The organism is Amycolatopsis decaplanina DSM 44594, assembly GCF_000342005.1.
GTDB lineage: Bacteria > Actinomycetota > Actinomycetes > Mycobacteriales > Pseudonocardiaceae > Amycolatopsis > Amycolatopsis decaplanina.
Map to the genome: position 1 here is coordinate 148,049 of NZ_AOHO01000020.1, position 15,770 is coordinate 163,818.

General features: G+C 68.6%; 15 protein-coding genes. 4 read left to right on the top strand and 11 right to left on the bottom strand.

Annotated features, from left to right (window positions below; translation table 11 throughout):
- Positions 1-16 precede the first annotated feature (16 nt).
- The 6 genes from H074_RS03250 to H074_RS03275 all read right to left on the bottom strand — a co-directional run bounded on the left by H074_RS03250 (position 17) and on the right by H074_RS03275 (position 3,436).
- The gene (locus H074_RS03250; protein ID WP_039921391.1) at positions 17-703 is read right to left on the bottom strand and encodes an HAD family hydrolase; all 687 of its coding nucleotides are present in this window, start codon (positions 701-703) and stop codon (positions 17-19) included.
- A gap of 106 nt (positions 704-809) precedes the next feature.
- Positions 810-1,205 carry a PPOX class F420-dependent oxidoreductase gene (locus H074_RS03255; RefSeq protein ID WP_007028589.1) on the bottom strand — a complete coding sequence of 132 codons (396 nt, stop codon included), beginning with the start codon at positions 1,203-1,205 and terminating at the stop codon, positions 810-812.
- 22 nt (positions 1,206-1,227) lie between these two features.
- The gene (locus H074_RS03260) at positions 1,228-1,623 is read right to left on the bottom strand and encodes a PPOX class F420-dependent oxidoreductase (protein ID WP_007028590.1); all 396 of its coding nucleotides are present in this window, start codon (positions 1,621-1,623) and stop codon (positions 1,228-1,230) included.
- Between the two features lie 28 nt (positions 1,624-1,651).
- A complete protein-coding gene (ispF, locus tag H074_RS03265) occupies positions 1,652-2,122 on the bottom strand; it encodes a 2-C-methyl-D-erythritol 2,4-cyclodiphosphate synthase (RefSeq protein ID WP_007028591.1) in 471 nt (156 codons plus the stop codon).
- A 112-nt stretch (positions 2,123-2,234) separates the two neighbouring features.
- Positions 2,235-2,885, bottom strand: a complete 651-nt coding sequence (locus H074_RS03270) for an IspD/TarI family cytidylyltransferase (RefSeq protein WP_007028592.1) — start codon at positions 2,883-2,885, stop codon at positions 2,235-2,237.
- A 59-nt stretch (positions 2,886-2,944) separates the two neighbouring features.
- Positions 2,945-3,436: a CarD family transcriptional regulator gene (locus tag H074_RS03275; protein ID WP_005165253.1), complete on the bottom strand. Its 492-nt coding sequence runs from the start codon at positions 3,434-3,436 to the stop codon at positions 2,945-2,947.
- Positions 3,437-3,733: 297 nt separating this feature from the next.
- Here H074_RS03275 and H074_RS03280 point away from each other — a divergent pair, with 297 nt between their 5' ends.
- Complete coding sequence (locus H074_RS03280) at positions 3,734-4,447, top strand: copper chaperone PCu(A)C domain-containing protein (protein WP_007028593.1); 714 nt, start codon at positions 3,734-3,736, stop codon at positions 4,445-4,447.
- Between the two features lie 149 nt (positions 4,448-4,596).
- A complete protein-coding gene (gene radA / locus H074_RS03285) occupies positions 4,597-5,955 on the top strand; it encodes a DNA repair protein RadA (protein ID WP_007028594.1) in 1,359 nt (452 codons plus the stop codon).
- Here the strand turns inward: radA and H074_RS03290 are convergent.
- Both H074_RS03290 and H074_RS03295 read right to left on the bottom strand, forming a co-directional pair.
- The gene (locus tag H074_RS03290) at positions 5,952-7,070 is read right to left on the bottom strand and encodes a CU044_5270 family protein (protein WP_039921348.1); all 1,119 of its coding nucleotides are present in this window, start codon (positions 7,068-7,070) and stop codon (positions 5,952-5,954) included. The two genes, radA and H074_RS03290, sit on opposite strands and share 4 nt — an antisense overlap.
- Entirely contained in the window at positions 7,057-7,686 is a 630-nt protein-coding gene (locus H074_RS03295) for an RNA polymerase sigma factor (RefSeq protein WP_007028595.1), read from the bottom strand. Before H074_RS03295 ends, H074_RS03290 begins: the two co-directional genes overlap by 14 nt.
- 157 nt (positions 7,687-7,843) lie before the next feature.
- Between H074_RS03295 and H074_RS03300 the strand changes: the two genes are divergently transcribed.
- Both H074_RS03300 and H074_RS03305 read left to right on the top strand, forming a co-directional pair.
- Positions 7,844-8,518 carry a C39 family peptidase gene (locus H074_RS03300; RefSeq protein ID WP_007028596.1) on the top strand — a complete coding sequence of 225 codons (675 nt, stop codon included), beginning with the start codon at positions 7,844-7,846 and terminating at the stop codon, positions 8,516-8,518.
- Between the two features lie 102 nt (positions 8,519-8,620).
- Positions 8,621-9,577, top strand: a complete 957-nt coding sequence (locus H074_RS03305; RefSeq protein ID WP_039921396.1) for a glycoside hydrolase family 6 protein — start codon at positions 8,621-8,623, stop codon at positions 9,575-9,577.
- Positions 9,578-9,876: 299 nt separating this feature from the next.
- On the opposite strand, the gene otsB is transcribed toward H074_RS03305, so the two are convergent.
- The 3 genes from otsB to H074_RS03320 all read right to left on the bottom strand — a co-directional run bounded on the left by otsB (position 9,877) and on the right by H074_RS03320 (position 15,549).
- Positions 9,877-12,405, bottom strand: coding sequence for a trehalose-phosphatase (otsB, locus tag H074_RS03310; protein ID WP_007028598.1), 2,529 nt, complete (start codon positions 12,403-12,405; stop codon positions 9,877-9,879).
- 36 nt (positions 12,406-12,441) lie between these two features.
- Positions 12,442-13,893, bottom strand: coding sequence for an alpha,alpha-trehalose-phosphate synthase (UDP-forming) (locus H074_RS03315; protein ID WP_039921350.1), 1,452 nt, complete (start codon positions 13,891-13,893; stop codon positions 12,442-12,444).
- A gap of 81 nt (positions 13,894-13,974) precedes the next feature.
- Complete coding sequence (locus tag H074_RS03320; RefSeq protein WP_007028600.1) at positions 13,975-15,549, bottom strand: threonine/serine exporter family protein; 1,575 nt, start codon at positions 15,547-15,549, stop codon at positions 13,975-13,977.
- Positions 15,550-15,770: the final 221 nt, after the last annotated feature.

The window sequence follows — 15,770 nt, forward strand, 5'->3', positions numbered from 1 at the left end:
TGTCGCAGTGACCGTATTACAGCACGTTATGCGTACGCATGACGTTGAGCAGGGCGTCCGGCCGCTCATGCGTCGGCAGCGGCTCTACCAGCGCGAACGCGCAGCCGATGTCGCGTGCGGCGCCGTCCGCTTCCTCGCTGTCGCCCACCATGAGCGTTTCCGCCGGGTCGACACCGAGCCGCTCGACGGCCGCGCGGAAGATCTCCGGCTCCGGCTTCACCGCGCCGACCTCGAACGACAGGATGAACTCGTCGACGTAGGCGTCCCAGCCGCGGCGGCCGAACGCCGGCCGGATGTCGAAGGCGATGTTGCTCAGCACCCCGAGCTTCACGCCCTTGCCGGAGACGCCCTTGAGGACGGCTTCGGTGTCCGGGTACGGCGTCCACTGGGTGGGATCGATCAGCCGGGTGTAGAGCGCGACGGCCTGGTCGGCGTGCGGCACCCCGGACTGCTTGAGGACCTCGAGGTACACCTTGCGGTGCAGTTCCGGGTCGCGATCGCGGTGGTTCCAGGCGTGCAGGTGCTCCTCGTCGAGATCGACGACCTGGCCGACCGGCGCGGTCATCCGGCGCATCAGTTCGGTCTGGGCCTCGATGTCGAGCCGCTCACCCTCGTGGTCGGTGAGGTCGGCGAGCCAGGTCTCGTCCTGTTCGAGCCGGAAGACCGTGCCGGAGAAGTCGAACAACACAGCGCGAAAGGTCACGAGGTCCACATTAGCCACGATCGTGGGGTTCCTGCCTCCCTCGCGTGTGAGACGAACGGTCCGTTCCTCGCGAAGTCCACAAGGAACGGACCGTTCATGGCGTGCGTCAGGCGGCGTTGCCGGTGATCTTGGTGGGGGTGATCCGGACCAGCACGCGGACGACGTCCGCCGGCTCCTCCGGGTAGTCCTTGCCGAGGTACTTGTGCGAAAGCTCGTTGATCAGCTCGCGTCCGCCCTCGTCGGTCATCTCCACGGTCCCGCGGATCTCGACGTAGTCGTACGGGTTGTCCTGGTCGAAGACCGAGACGGACACCCGCGGGTCCCTGGCCATGTTCCGCTCCTTGAGACGGCCCCGGACGGTCGCGAAGATCACCGTGTCGCCGTCCCGCTTCGCCCACAGCACGGACGTCTGCGCGGAGCCGTCGGCGTTGAGGGTCGCGAGGACCGGAAAGTTGTTGCCGTCAAGGAGTTTCTTGGTCGCGTCGTTGAAGGTCACACCCATGTCCGAATCCTAATCAGCCTGATCACCGAACGTTTCCGGCGATCCGATCGACGCGCAGGCGGACGATCACCCGTTCGACTTCCGGGCCTTCCTCCGGGTAGTCCTTGCCGAGGTACTTGTGGCTGAGCGTCTTCGGCAACGTCTTGTCCGGGTCCGGGGTGATCGTGACCGTGCCGCGCAGCTGCGTGTGCCGATACGGGTTCTCCGCGTCGGTGATCGACACGCTCGCGCGAGGATCGCGACGCAGGTTTCGCACCTTCAGCCTGTCTTCGGTGGCGCTGAAGACCAGGTCGCCATCGTCGAGGCCCACCCAGATGACCGAGGTCTGCGGGCCGCCGTCGGCGTCCAGCGTGGCCACGGTCGCGAAGTTCTTGCCGTCCACCAGTTCGCGGACCGGTTCGGGAAGTGTGACTGCCATGACAGCTCGAACCGGCTTCCGGAGCGGGCTATTCCTGCGAGGGCAGGAGCAGTGCCGTCGCGAAGGCCGCGATGCCCTCGCCGCGGCCGGTCAGGCCGAGCCCGTCGGTCGTCGTCCCGGAGACGCTCACCGGCCCGCCGACAGCCTCGCTCAGCACCTTCTGCGCCTCTTCGCGGCGCTTCCCGACGCGCGGCGCGTTGCCCACGATCTGGACGGTCGCGTTCCCGACGGTCCAGCCGTCCGCCTCGACCAGACGCCGCGCCTCCGCGAGGAACTCGACGCCGTGCTTGCCCGCCCATCGCGGATCGCCGGTGCCGAACACCGCGCCGAGATCACCGAGCCCGGCCGCGGACAACAGCGCGTCGCACAACGCGTGCGCCGCGACGTCACCGTCGGAATGACCCGCGCAGCCGTCGACGCCGGGCCAGAGAAGACCGGCGATCCAGCATTCGCGGCCCGCCTCGACGGGGTGAACGTCGACGCCGTTCCCGATCCTCACAGCACTTCCCTCTTCTCATCGCCTGTTGCGCGCGACCGCGATCGCGTCGCCAGGGCGCACGTTAGCGACTTACGTCCGCAATCGGGAAAGGCGCCCTGCCGCCGCGAGTGGATCACAAGGCCCGTTCCCCTTCCCCGGCCACCGCGATCGCTTCGGCAAGTTTCAGTTCGAACTGAGTGGTGACGCGCATCGCATCGGGGTGCCCGGCGATGGTGTGCGCGCCATCGAGAGAGGGTTCATCGGCATACGAGAGAAAAGTCTCACGAGTGAAGCCGAGTGGGGTTTGCGCCGTCCGGAGGTGTGCGCGGTCTTCGGTCCCTGTAATGACCTCCGCCGCGTCGGTCACCTTCACGGTGTCCGCCATCGGTAGTACCGGAACCACGAAGGGGGAGCCCGCACGGACCGCGTCCGCGACGGCACGGACCGTGTCCGCGGGCGTGAATGCGCGCAAGGCGTCGTGCACGAGGAAAACCGGGTTCCCGGTGATTCCTTTTTCGACGGTGTCGAAAGCATGCTTGAGTGACGAGCCGGGTACTATCCGGCAACGCTCCTTGAAGCCGCTCAAAGCGGCCGAAAACAAATCAGCACACCGCTCGGGGGCCGCTACGACCACCAGATCGAGATCCGGCAGAGCGAGCAGCCCCCGCACAGTGTGCGTGAGTAGCGCTTCACCATTGACCGGCGCGAGAGCGAGCTCCGCGTCGGAGGCATGGTGTCGAACGACAGTGACGAACACGATTGTGCTCATATGGACGGTGCTCATATGTGCGCGATCGTAGAGGTATCCCCCGCAGCCTCACCTGGCGCGGGACACCCGCCGGTTCAGACTGCCGCGGTTTCCAGAACTTCGTCGAGGAGGACTTCAGCCTTGTCCTCGTCGGTGCCCTCCGCGAGCGCCAGCTCGCTGACCAGAATTTGCCGCGCCTTCGCCAGCATGCGCTTCTCACCGGCTGAAAGTCCGCGGTCCTTCTCTCGCCGCCAGAGGTCGCGCACCACTTCGGCCACCTTGTTCACATCGCCGGAGGCGAGCTTCTCGAGGTTGGCCTTGTACCGACGAGACCAGTTGGTGGGCTCTTCGGTGTGAGGAGCACGCAGAACGTCGAAAACCTTGTCCAGTCCTTCTTGCCCGACGACATCACGAACACCGACGATCTCGGCGTTGTCAGCGGGCACGCGAACCGTAAGATCCCCTTGCGCGACTTTGAGGACGAGGTACTTCTTCTCCTCGCCCTTGATCACGCGGGTCTCGATGGCTTCGATGAGTGCGGCACCGTGGTGCGGGTAGACGACGGTCTCTCCGACCTTGAAAACCATGTGTCCTCTGCCCCTTTCGCTGAATTCATCTTAGCACGTGCCGACGAGGCCCACCTAGCGGCCTGCGATCGTCGTCGCAGGTCAGCGGCCTGACGGTGGTCCGCCCGGGGGTTGACAAACCCAATTCGCCCATGCTCACGCTGGTGAGAAGCGAACGATTTCCGAATCCTTTGTGGACGGTTGATCTTGGGCACGTCACCGCATTGGTGGGGTGTCAACACGCACCGGGTTCTTCGCCCGCGAAGGCGCCCGGCTAGTCTTCGCGGTGAAGAGGCCGTGAGATGGAAGGACTCCGACGTGAGGCTGCAGAATCGTCGCGTGTTCGGCGCAGGTGTGCTGGCGCTCGGCGCCGCGCTCGTGCTCGCCGGCTGCGGTGCTGGTCAGATCACCCAGACCGACTCGCAGCAGCCCGCGGTCAACGGGACGTACGCGCAGGCGAAGGACCTGGTGCTGCGGAACGCCGCGCTCCAATTCCCCGCCGAGGGACAGGCGTACCCGGCCGGCGCCGCCGCGCCGCTGGCGCTGACCATCGTGAACCAGGGCAAGCAGGACGACGAGCTCGTCTCGGTCTCCTCCGAAGCCGCCACCGGTGACGCCAAGATCACCGGAGCGAAGGTCATCGTCGCGAGCCACGCGCTCGTGATCGGCCCGTCCGACGCGGTCGAGTCGACCAAGGAGGTCGCTCCGACGAGTGCCCCGTCCTCCGCGCCGCCGTCGTCCTCGGGCGCCCCGTCGAGCAGTGAGTCCGGCGCCCCGTCGTCGAACGTCGCCGGGACGATCACGCCGTCCGCGGGCCCGGAGGCGACCAACGCGCCGGACCAGGTGGGCAAGGCCACGATCGTGCTGCAGGGTCTGAAGCAGCCGGTGTGGGCGGGCCAGACGATCAAGGTCACCTTCGTCTTCAAGAACTCCGGTTCGATCACGCTGGACCTGCCGATCGCGGCGCCGTCGCACCCGGGCAGCCGGGCGCCCGCGCCGGAGAAGCCCGCGGCCGAGGGCGGCGGGCACTAGGTCACCAAGCCGGGCTGAAGGGGCCCTTCGTCGCATGCCATGCGGTGAAGGGCCCCTTCGCTGCGTCACATGCGGGGAAAGTTCCCTTCAGCCCGGCCCGGAACCTGTCGTTCCCGGGGTTTGTCGGTGGTGGCCGCTAGCCTCACGGGGTGGTCAAGAAAGGCAGTACCTACCGCTGCGGTGAGTGCGGGTACGAGGCGCCGAAGTGGGTCGGGCGCTGCCCCGAATGTCAGGCGTGGGGAACGCTCGAGGAACGCGGCGACGCCCGCCCGGCGATAGCCAGGGTCGCGGCCGGTGCGCCCAGCGCCCCGGCGCGCCCGATCGGCGAGGTCGATGTCGAGACGGCGCGCGCGAAGCCCACCGGCGTCTCCGAACTGGACCGTGTGCTCGGCGGCGGGTTCGTGCCGGGCGCGGTCATCCTGCTCGCCGGTGAACCCGGTGTCGGCAAATCGACCCTCCTGCTGGAGGTCGCCTACCAATGGGCGGCCACCGCGGGTCGCGCGCTGTATGTCACCGGCGAGGAGTCGGCGGGGCAGGTGCGCCTGCGCGCCGAGAGGACCGGCAACGTCCATGACGAGATGTTCCTCGCGGCCGAGAGCGATCTCTCCGCGATCCTCGGCCATGTCGACGCGGTCAAGCCCGGGGTGCTGATCGTCGACTCGGTCCAGACCATGGCCTCGCCGCAGGTGGAGGGCGCGCCGGGTGGGGTCACCCAGGTCCGCGCGGTCACCTCCGGGCTGGTCGCGCTGGCCAAGGAACGCGGGCTGCCGATCGTGCTGGTCGGTCACGTCACGAAGGACGGCTCGGTCGCCGGGCCGCGTGTGCTGGAGCACCTGGTCGACGTCGTCCTGCAGTTCGAAGGCGACAAACATTCGACGCTGCGGATGTTGCGCGGGATCAAGAACCGCTTCGGCGCCGCCGACGAGATCGGCTGCTTCGAACTGGTCGAGGAGGGCATCGTCGGCGTGCCCGACCCGTCGGGACTGTTCCTCAGCCACACCGCGGAGCCGGTCGCGGGCACCGCGGTCACGGTGACCATGGAGGGCAAGCGGCCACTGCTGGGCGAGGTGCAGGCGCTGGTGTCGGCGACCCAGTCGCCGCAGCCCCGGCGCGCGGTGAGCGGTCTCGATTCCGCGCGCGTCGCGATGGTGCTGGCCGTGGTGGAGAAGCGGGCGAACATCAAGGTCGGCGACAAGGACGTCTACGTCGCGACGGTCGGCGGCATGAAGATCACCGAGCCCGGCATCGACCTCGCGGTGGTGCTGGCCCTGATGTCGTCGGCGCGGGACACCCCGCTCTCACCCAAACTCGTCGCGATGGGCGAGGTCGGGCTCTCGGGTGAGGTCCGGCGGGTGCCGAGCGTCGGGCGGCGGCTCGCGGAGGCCGCCCGGCTCGGCTTCACCTACGCGCTGGTGCCGCCGGACTCCGGCAAGATCCCGCCGGGAATCCGGGTGCTGGAGGTCGGAGACGTCGGAAGCGCGCTCAACGCCGCCAAACACGCGCGCTAGGGGCCGCCGTCGTCGGTGATCACCACCGAGATCTTCGTGTCGAACAAGGTCAGCCCCGGCCAATCCTCGCTCTTGTCGGAGGGCCGGACGGCGCGGTTCCCGACGACGGCCGCGGTCGCCCTGTCGACGATGAACGTGCGCGTCTGGTCCGGCAGCGCGACCGAGAAGGACAACGCGGGCCGCCCGTCGGGAGTGGCCATGGTCTCCATGACGATGCCGGGCATCTTCGCGAGCGCTTTGCACAGTGCCACTCGCTGCGCGCCGAAGCCCTGGGAAGAGCGGAGCACGTTGAAGGCCATCTCGAACATCTCGTGCGGTGAGTTCGGCTGTTCCGCTGGGCGGCCGTCCGGCCAGATACCGTCGTGGCGGAGCCGCTCGGCCATCTTCCCCGGGTCGATGGGCAGTTCCCCGAGGAAATCCGTCGTGGGGTGCGTCCATCCGCTTTCGGCCGGCAGGCGGTCACGGGACCGGAGGGCCGGAGGCGCCGGTGACGTCGTGGTGGTCCGCGGCGGGACGTCGTCCACGCTGACCGTGGACGACGGGCCAGGCAGCGCTTCTCCGTTTCTCATCGCCGTCTCGTAGTCGCCCTTTATCCAGCGGATCTCGCCGGTCCCGGTGAACCGTGTCTTGAAGGGCTTCCAACTCGGGACGGCCAGCCATCGTTCGAGGATCTCGTGGGTTTGGTAGACCAACCCGGACTTGGTGACGCGCGTGGTCCAGGTGGATTCCGTGACGAGCCGGTACTGGTCGTCGCGGAGCGGGAAGTTGTCGCCGTGGAGCCCTTCGAGCGCGTCTTCACCCGGGGCGAGGATCGATTGGTCCGCGGGGGCCGGGCCGTCGCCGTCGGTGAAGGCGTTCGTCGCCACGATTCCCCCGCCGGACACCAGCGCCGCGGCGGCCGCTGCCGCGATCCATCGCCACGCGCTCGGCCGTCTTTTCGACGGCGGCGCGACCGTGGGGAGCAGTTCGTCCTCGACCGCTCCGGCGGCACGCAGGAGCGCGGCCCTGGCACGGGACAGTTCGTCCTGCCGGGTTTCCGGTTCGGCGTGGAGGTCGGCCAGCGCCTCGTCGAGTTCGGCCTCCGACCACACCTTCCTGATGCTATCGCCGTGCACTTTCGCCCTCCTCCTTTTCCCTTGATTCGTCCTTTGTGGACTCCGGTGCGTTGGCGCGCAACCATCTCCGGATCCGGTGCAGTCGTGATCTCACTGTCCCGGCGGGAATTCCCAATGCCTCGGCGACCTCGCCGGGGTCCAGTCCCGCCCACGAGACCAGCAGCAGGGTGTCGCGGTCCGCGACGCTCAGTTCGGCCAGCGCGCCCGCCAGCTGGGCCGCGCGGGACTGCGCGTCGACCCGCTCGGCGACGCGGCCGTCGTGTCCGGCCGAGACCACCTGGCCGGCGGCCGCGAGCCGGGCCGTCGCGTTGAGCGCCCGGGTCTCGGTGCGGACGTGGTGGCGCAGCAGGTTCGTCGCGATGCCGTAGAGCCAGGCCCGCGCCGTCCCCGCCTCCGGGCGATACGTCTCGCGTCGCCGGAGCGCCACGAGGAACGTCTCGGCGACGAGGTCGTGCGCGGTCTCCGTGCCGACGCGGCGCGCGAGATAGCGCTGCAGCGGGGCCGCGTGGGCGTCGAAGAGCATGCCGAAGACAGGTGCGGGGTCGGGACCACCGAGATCCGGCCTGTCCAGTCCGCGCGTGCCGGCCTGCTCGTGATCGTCTTTCATCACCTGCACGATCGCTATTGCCCGATGACCCCCGGAGCGTTCATTCGAGCCTACTTTCGTCGTGGGCCGATCGGGGAAGCGCAGGTGAGGCCGCAGACAAAAGCCGCCGGAACGGCGATCATGTTCACTATTCACCGTTCAAAAGTGAAACTGGGGAAGGATTACCATGCGTCGACTCAGGGCCGCGGTCGTCACCGCGCTCGCGGTGTCCGCACTGATCACCGCTCCGGCGGTGGCCGTCGCTCAAGGTGACAGTGCCGTTAACGTCGTACCCGCGCCCGACTTCGTGAAGTCGATGGCGCCGCCCGCCAAGGTCGAAGGTGTCAGGGCGGCCGCGGAGCTCAACATCCAGTACCAGATCCAGGAGACCGGGTACTGGTGTGGCCCGGCCGCCACCCGGATCGCCATCTCGGCCAAGAACGGCAACCCGCCGAGCCAGCAGCAGCTCGCGAACGAACTGCCGACCACCACCAACGGCACCGACTGGATCGGGCAGGTCACCCGCGTCCTCAACAACCACGTCGCCGGTGGCTGGTACGAGACCAAGGAGATGCCGAACGACCCGCCGACCCAGGCGCAGCGTGACCTCCTGTGGCGCGACATCGTGCTGGACGTCGACAAGGGCTACGCGATCGTCGCGAACATCGTCGCCCCGGCGGACAATCACCCGCCGGGCTACCCGAACTACACGATCTACCACTACTTCACGATCATCGGCTACAACAGCGACAACATGACGGTGAAGATCGCCGACCCGGCCAACTTCGGCGGCAACCAGATCTACTGGCTCACCTTCAACCAGCTCGCCACCCTGATCCCGCCGAAGGGCTACTCGGCCTGATTCCCTCGCCATTCGGCACCTACTCGCGGCGCGGTGCCGCGAGTAGGTGCCGAATGGCCGGGTTGTACGAATCTTGTACGGGAGGGCCCGAAGCTGGTGATCATGCGCATCAAGACGCTCGGCCTGCTGGCCGCCTCGCTGCTGGCGCTGGTCGCCACGCCGGCCCAGGCCGCCGACGGCAACCCCCTCGAGAAGACCAACGGCTTCTACGTCGACCCGAACTCCAACCCTGCGGTCTGGGTGAAGGACCACCCGGGCAGCACCGCCGACAAGATCAAAGCCGCGATCTCCACCAAGGCGGGCGCGCGCTGGTTCGGCAACTGGAGCGGCGACGTCAAGAAGGCCGTCGACGGCTACACCTACGCCGCCGACGTCGCGGACAAGCTGCCGATCCTGGTCGCGTACAACATCCCCGGCCGTGACTGCGGCGGTCACTCCGGTGGCGGCGCGGGCAGCCCGGAGGCGTACCGGACCTGGATCTCGAACTTCGCCGACGGCATCGGTGGCAAGCCCGCGGTAGTCGTCATCGAACCGGACGCGCTCGCGCAGGTCGACTGCCTGCCCACCGGTGAGCGTCAGACCCGCCTCGACCTGCTCAAGTACGCCGCGGAGCAGTTCGCCGCGAAGGCCCCGAACACCTGGGCGTACATGGACGGCGGCAACTCGACCTGGATCCCCGCCGCGACCATGGCCGACCGGCTCGACGCCGTCGGGGTGAAGTCGATCCGCGGTCTCGCGATCAACGTGTCGAACTACAAGACCACCGCCGACTCGGCGAACTACGGCAAGGCCGTCAGCGCCGCGCTGTCGAGCAAGTACGGCTACACCAAGCCGTTCGTGATCGACACGAGCCGCAACGGCAACGGCCCCCTCGGCTCCGAGTGGTGCAACCCGGCCGGGCGCAAGCTCGGGACCACCTCGCAGACCGGCGGTGGCGCCGAGATGCTGCTCTGGGTCAAGGTGCCCGGTGATTCCGACGGCAAGTGCGGGATCGCGCCGAACGTCGAAGCCGGTCAGTTCAGTCCCGATCTGGCCCTGCGCCTGATCAGCGGGACCTGAGCACCCCTGAAGCCCGTCGCGCCGGCTGCTCGTCTGTGACCCTCGTTCTCCCGAGAAGGCGAAGGCCACGACCCCTTGGACAGCAGCCGGCGCGACGCCTCCATTTCACGTACTTCAGGCGATCTGAGCGGCGGACCGTGGTGGGGGCTCGTGAGTGGTAAGGACGGTTCTAACCGTCCTTACCACTCACGAGGCTCGCCACCACGACACGCCATATTTGCCTCATCTCTCTATATGTCAGGAAAGGGTCGTTCAGAACGTTTTTCGTTCTGAACGACCCTTTCCGACACGTGGGCGGGCTACTGGGAAAGCAGGTTCGCGCAGCGGATCAGCCCGATGTGCGAGTACGCCTGTGGGTGGTTGCCCAGCGAGCGCTCCGCGATCGGGTCGAACTGCTCGGGCAGCAGGCCGGTCGGGCCCGCGGCGTCGACGATCTGCGTGAACAGTTCTTCGGCCTCGGTGCGCCGCCCGGTGAGCAGGTACGCCTCGATGAGCCAGGCCGCGCAGATGTGGAAACCACCCTCACCACCGGGAAGGCCGTCGTCGCGGCGGTAACGGTACACAGTGGACCCACTGCGCAGCTCCGCCTCGATCGCGGTCACCGTGGACTGGAACCGCGGGTCGGCCGGATCGATCAGCCCGGTCAGCCCGACGAACAGTGAAGCGGCGTCGAGGTCCGTTCCGTCGTAGGCGGTGGTGAAGGCCTGGACCTCTTCGTTCCAGCCCTTCTCCAGCACGTCCGTGGCGATCTCGTCGCGCAGCGAAGGCCACGCGCCGGGAACCTCGCGGCCGTAGACATCGCCCAGTTTGATCGCCCTGTCGATGGTCACCCAGCACATCACCCGCGAGTACACCCGGTGGCGCGGCACGTGCCGCTCCTCCCAGATGCCGTGGTCCGGCTCGTTCCATCGCCGCGTGACGGCCTCCGCCATCGCGCGCACCATCTGCCAGTCCTCGTCGCGCAGTTCGCCGCGCGCCTCCGCCAGCGTCTGTACGAGTTCGACGACAGGGCCGAACACGTCCAGCTGAACCTGGTGGTTCGCCAGGTTGCCGACGCGGACCGGCCGCGAACCGGCGTATCCGGGCAGCGATTCGATGACCGCTTCGGCGCCGATCACGCTGCCCGCCAAGGTGTACAGCGGGTGCAGCCGTTCCGGGCCTGCCAGGGTGGCCAGCACGCCGTGCAGCCAGCGGAGGTAACCTTCGGCCTCTTCGATCGAGCCGAGGTGCACCAGTTCCCGCACGGTCATGGCCGCGTCGCGGATCCAGCAGTAGCGGTAGTCCCAGTTGCGGACGCCGCCGATCTCCTCCGGCAGTGAGGACGTCGCCGCCGCGAGCACGCCGCCGGTGTCGGTGTTGACCAGTCCGCGCAGCGTCAGCGCCGAGCGGCCGACGAGGTCGGCCTGGACAGTGGGCAGTTTGAGCGTCTGCGCCCAGCTGCTCCAGTAGTCGCCCGCGCGGGCCCGTCGCTCCACTTCGGACAGTTCGTGGGCACCGAGATCCGAGGTGCCACAACGGAGTTCGAGCACCACCGGCTTCTCCGGCGAAGGCGTGACGAGCGCCGTCGCGGTGTCGTTCATGCCGTCGGAGGTGATCTCCCAGTCCACGCCCGGCGAACGCAGCGCGAACGGTTCCGAGGTGCCCTGCACCAGGATCCCGTCGCCGTGGGCGACCAGCTTCACCGGCACGCCGCCGAATTCGGGGCGTGGCGCGAACACGATCTCCGCCGCCGCCTCGCCCGAGATCACCCGGACGAGATCCGTGCGGTGCGAGGGGCTCTCCGGCTCGAGGTAGTCGGTGACGAGCAGCCGGGACCAGCGGGTCTCCACCGTCATCGTGTTCGGCAGGTAGCGCTGCCCGAGCGGCAGGCCGTTGCGGTGCGGCTTGATCGAAAAGTGCCCCGCACCGGCCCCGCCGAGCAGGTCCGCGAAGATCGCGGGCGCGTCGGGCCCGGGGTGGCACAGCCAGGTCAGCCGGGCGTCCGGGGTGACGAGTGCCACCGAGCGTTCGTTGGCCAGCATGGAAAGCCGCTCGATCGGCGGTGCCTGCTCGCCGTAAAGCCAGTTGCGGCGCTCCTCCAGCAGGAAGGCGAGCACCATCGCGACGTCGACGGTGTCCGGAACGCGGTACTGCGCGAGACTTTCGCCCTCGCCGACCTTCACGCCGAGGTCCGGGCCAGAGATCCGGGCGAACGCCTTCTCGTCGGTGACGTCGTCACCGAGGAAGACCGCCGCGGTCGCGCCGACCTGATGGCGCAGGGTGTCCAGCGCGCGGCCCTTGTCCGTCTGGACGACCGCGAGCTCGACGACCTCCTTGCCGTCGGTCGTGGACACGCCCTCCCACCGCGAAGGTCCATTGTGGACATCACGCAGGACCCGGCGGCCCGCCTCGTGCTCGGCGCGGCGGACGTGCACCGCGATACTCGCGGGCTTGACCTCGAGCGAGACGCCCGGCACGTCGAGCACCAGGTTCTCCAGCTCGGCTTCGAGTCGTCTGTGGAGCTCGCGGGCCTTGTCGTCGAGCGCGTGGATGAAGCCGATGTCGAACTCGGACCCGTGACTGCCGACCAGGTTCACCTCGGCCGGGAGGCGGGACAGGGTGGCGAGATCACGCAGCGCGCGGCCGGAGATGACCGCGGTGGTCGTCTCGTGCAGGCCGGCCAGCGACCTGAGCGCCCCTACCGATTCGGGCAGGGGCCGGGCTTCGTCCGGGTTGGCCGTGATCGGAGCCAGCGTGCCGTCGTAGTCGCAGGCGACCAGCAGCCGCGGGGTGCGCGCGACCTGGACAATCGCGCGCCGCAGCTCGGCGGGCAGTGCCTCGGCGGTCAACGATTTCTCCTCGGGAATCTAAGCGGGGCATGGGGATCAGTCGGCCGGTTCGGCACCGAGCGCTTGGAGGAACGAGCGCGCCCAGCGGTCGACGTCATGCGTGAGGACCTGTCGACGCATGGCGCGCATACGGCGGCGTCCCTCTGCGGGGTCGAGCGTAATGGCAGTCTCCAAGGCGTTCTTCACCCCGTCCAGGTCATGCGGGTTGACCAGGAGCGCACTGGTCAGCTCCGCCGCGGCGCCGGCGAACTCCGAAAGCACGAGCGAACCGCCCAGATCGTGGCGGCAGGCGACGTACTCCTTGCAGACGAGGTTCATCCCGTCACGCAGTGGAGTGACCACCATGACGTCGGCCGCGGAGAAGAACGCGGCCAGCTCCGTCCGGTTCACGGACTGATGTAGATAATGTACGACCGGATGCCCCACGCGCGCGAACTCTCCGTTGATCCGCCCGACCATCTGCTCGATGTCGCCGCGCATCCGCTGATAGTGCTCGACGCGTTCGCGGCTCGGCGTGGCCAGCTGGACGAACGTGACGTCCTCCGGGCGGACACGGCCTTCGTGCAGCAACTCGTGCAGTGCCTGCAGTCGCAGGTCGATGCCCTTGGTGTAGTCGAGCCTGTCGACGCCGAGCAGGACCTTCTTCGGATTGCCCAGGTCGCGCCGCAGCTGGGCGGCGCGTTCGGCGACGCCCTTGGTCTTGGCGAGTTTGTCGAGGCCGATGGCGTCGATGGAGATCGGGAACGCGCCGACCCGCACCGTGCGGTCGCCGACCTGCATCAGGCCGGGGCGGGTGCGGATGCCGACCGCGCCGCGGCTGGACTCGAGACCGGCCAGCTGCCGCGCCAGCCAGAGGAAGTTCTGCGCGCCACCCGGCCGGTGGAAACCGACGAGGTCGGCCCCGACCAGGCCGCGGACGATCTCGGTCCGCCACGGCATCTGCATGAACAACTCGACCGGGGGAAACGGGATGTGCAGGAAGAACCCGATCCGGAGGTCGGGACGCAGTTCGCGGAGCATCGCCGGGACCAGTTGCAGCTGGTAGTCCTGGATCCACACGGTCGCGCCCTCGGCGGCGACCTTCGCGCTCGCCTCGGCGAAGCGCCGGTTCACCCGGACGTATGACTCCCACCAGCTCCGGTCGAACACCGGCCGCGCCACCACGTCGTGGTACAGCGGCCAGAGCGTCGCGTTGGAGAAGCCCTCGTAGTAGTCGCGGACGTCGTCCGACGTCAGGGAGACCGGGTGCAGCACCAGGCCGTCGTCGTCGAACTCGTCGACCTCGACGTCGGGCACGCCGGGCCACCCGACCCAGGCGCCCTTGCGGGAGCGCAGGAAGGGTTCGAGCGCCGACACCAGCCCGCCGGGGCTCGCCGTCCAGCGCCTGCTCCCGTCGGCGGTCCGTTCGAGGTCCACCGGGAGCCTGTTCGCCACCACGACGAAATCCGCGGAGGCCGTTCTGCTCGTCTCGGCAATTGCTTCGTCCACCAGCCGCTCCCTCGAATCGCGGGTCGCTGCCCTAAGCGGAAACCCTATCGCGCGAGGAGGTCACGGCCCGTCGCCGAGCGATCACTCCAAGCGTCGTTCGGCGGGTTCCATCGGACCCGCCATCCGCGGCCCGGCGAATTTGCGTTCCAGCCTGCCGAGCCCCGTGCGCACCGGTTGCGCGAGGTATTCGCCGAGTACCACGCCCGCTGCCAGGGCAAGCCCGATCGCGACTGCGGTCATCAGTGTCGAGATGTTCCCGCCTGGCTCGACGCCCAATTGGTATAGACCACGATAGGTGGAGAGGCCGGGGAGGAGGGGCGTGATGCCGGACACAGCCACCACGAGCGGCGTCACCTTGAGCCGCCTGGCGAGCACGCCGCCGCAGAAACCGACCAGCGTGGCGGCGACGGCCGACGAGCTGACGGCCTGGAAGTCGGTCAGCATCAGGGCGCCGTACACCGCGCCGCCGATGGCGCCGGCCGCTCCCGCGACGACCATCGCGCGCAGCGTCGAGTAAGAGGCGAGCGCGAAGCAGGCGGACGCGCCGACACTGCCGATGACGATGATCGGCAGTTGCTGCGGGGTCGACGAGAGGACCTCGGGCAGCGGCGTCCGCGGCAGTCCGAGCAGCAGCGCGATCTTCAGGGCGAGCACCACGCCCGCGATCAGCCCGGCACTCATCAGCGCGGTTTCCATCGTGCGCCCGGCCGCCGTGACGTAGTAGCCGGTGATGGCGTCCTGCACGGCGGAAACCGTGGAAAGACCGGACAGCAGCACGGTGACGGCCGCCGCGACGACCAGCGTGGGTTTGTCCGTGGTGAGCAGGTCGCTGCTGACTATCGCCATCGCGGACAGGGTCGCGACCAGGCCGCCGATCACCTGCTGGAAGAAGAACGGCAGCGCGAAGCGGTTCAAGAGGCGGCCGAGGCGGTCGATGACCGCGCTGATCACCAGCGCGACCAGCGCGACGTCGATGCTGCCGCCGAGGATCAGGGTGATGAACGCGGCCAGCCCGCCCCAGGCGGCGGTGGCCACCCAGCGGGGGTACGGGTGCGGCGCGGTCGTGATCCGCTGGAGTTCCTGCTGTGCCTCTTCGGCGCCGATGTTCCCGCGGACGATCCTGCGGACCAGTGTCTCCGTCTGGGTGAGCCGCGTGTAGTCGAGGCTGCGCGAACGGACCACGCGCAGCGCCGTCACCGGTGCCATGTCGGTGCCGCGGTGGCAGGTCACCGTGATCGACGTGAAGATCACGTCGACCTCGCAGTGCGGGAGGCCGAGCGCGGAGGTCAGCGCGATGATCGTCGCGGTGACGTCGGAGGCGCCCGCGCCGCTGGACATCTGGACCTCGCCGATGCGCAGGGCGAGGTCCAGGACGAAGTTGACCGTCGTGTCGTCCGGCGGCTTGGGGCCCATCGCCTCTTCGCCGTCGACGGCGGGCTGCTCGGCCGTCGGTGCTTCGAGGATCTGCCAGGCGCGGCGGCGCAGCAGATTCGGCCGGTGCGAGCGAGTCTGGGGGATCGATCGCTCTCCGTCACGCTGGCGCGGCGCTTCCAGCAGCCATTCGCCACGTTCGGGTGTTTCGTCCTGGTTCTTTTCGGCACTGTGTTCGCTGTGTTCGCCGCGCTGGGCTCCCTGGGTGTGCTCGTTGATCTTCATGATCGATCCACCTCCTCACTCTTGTTCGAGGGACTTTCCCGAGGAGCATCGGGGCCGGCGCCCCGGCCGTTGCAGGAAACCCGAAGTGGCGTCCACCACGCTTGAGGAAGATCATCGCGGCCTCGCCGGTTTACGGCACACCGCATGCCGAGGCGTCCCCTGCGAGCAGGTGTTCCGTTCTTCGCGCGGCCGGTGTCACCGCCGCCGGGACGGCGGCGACA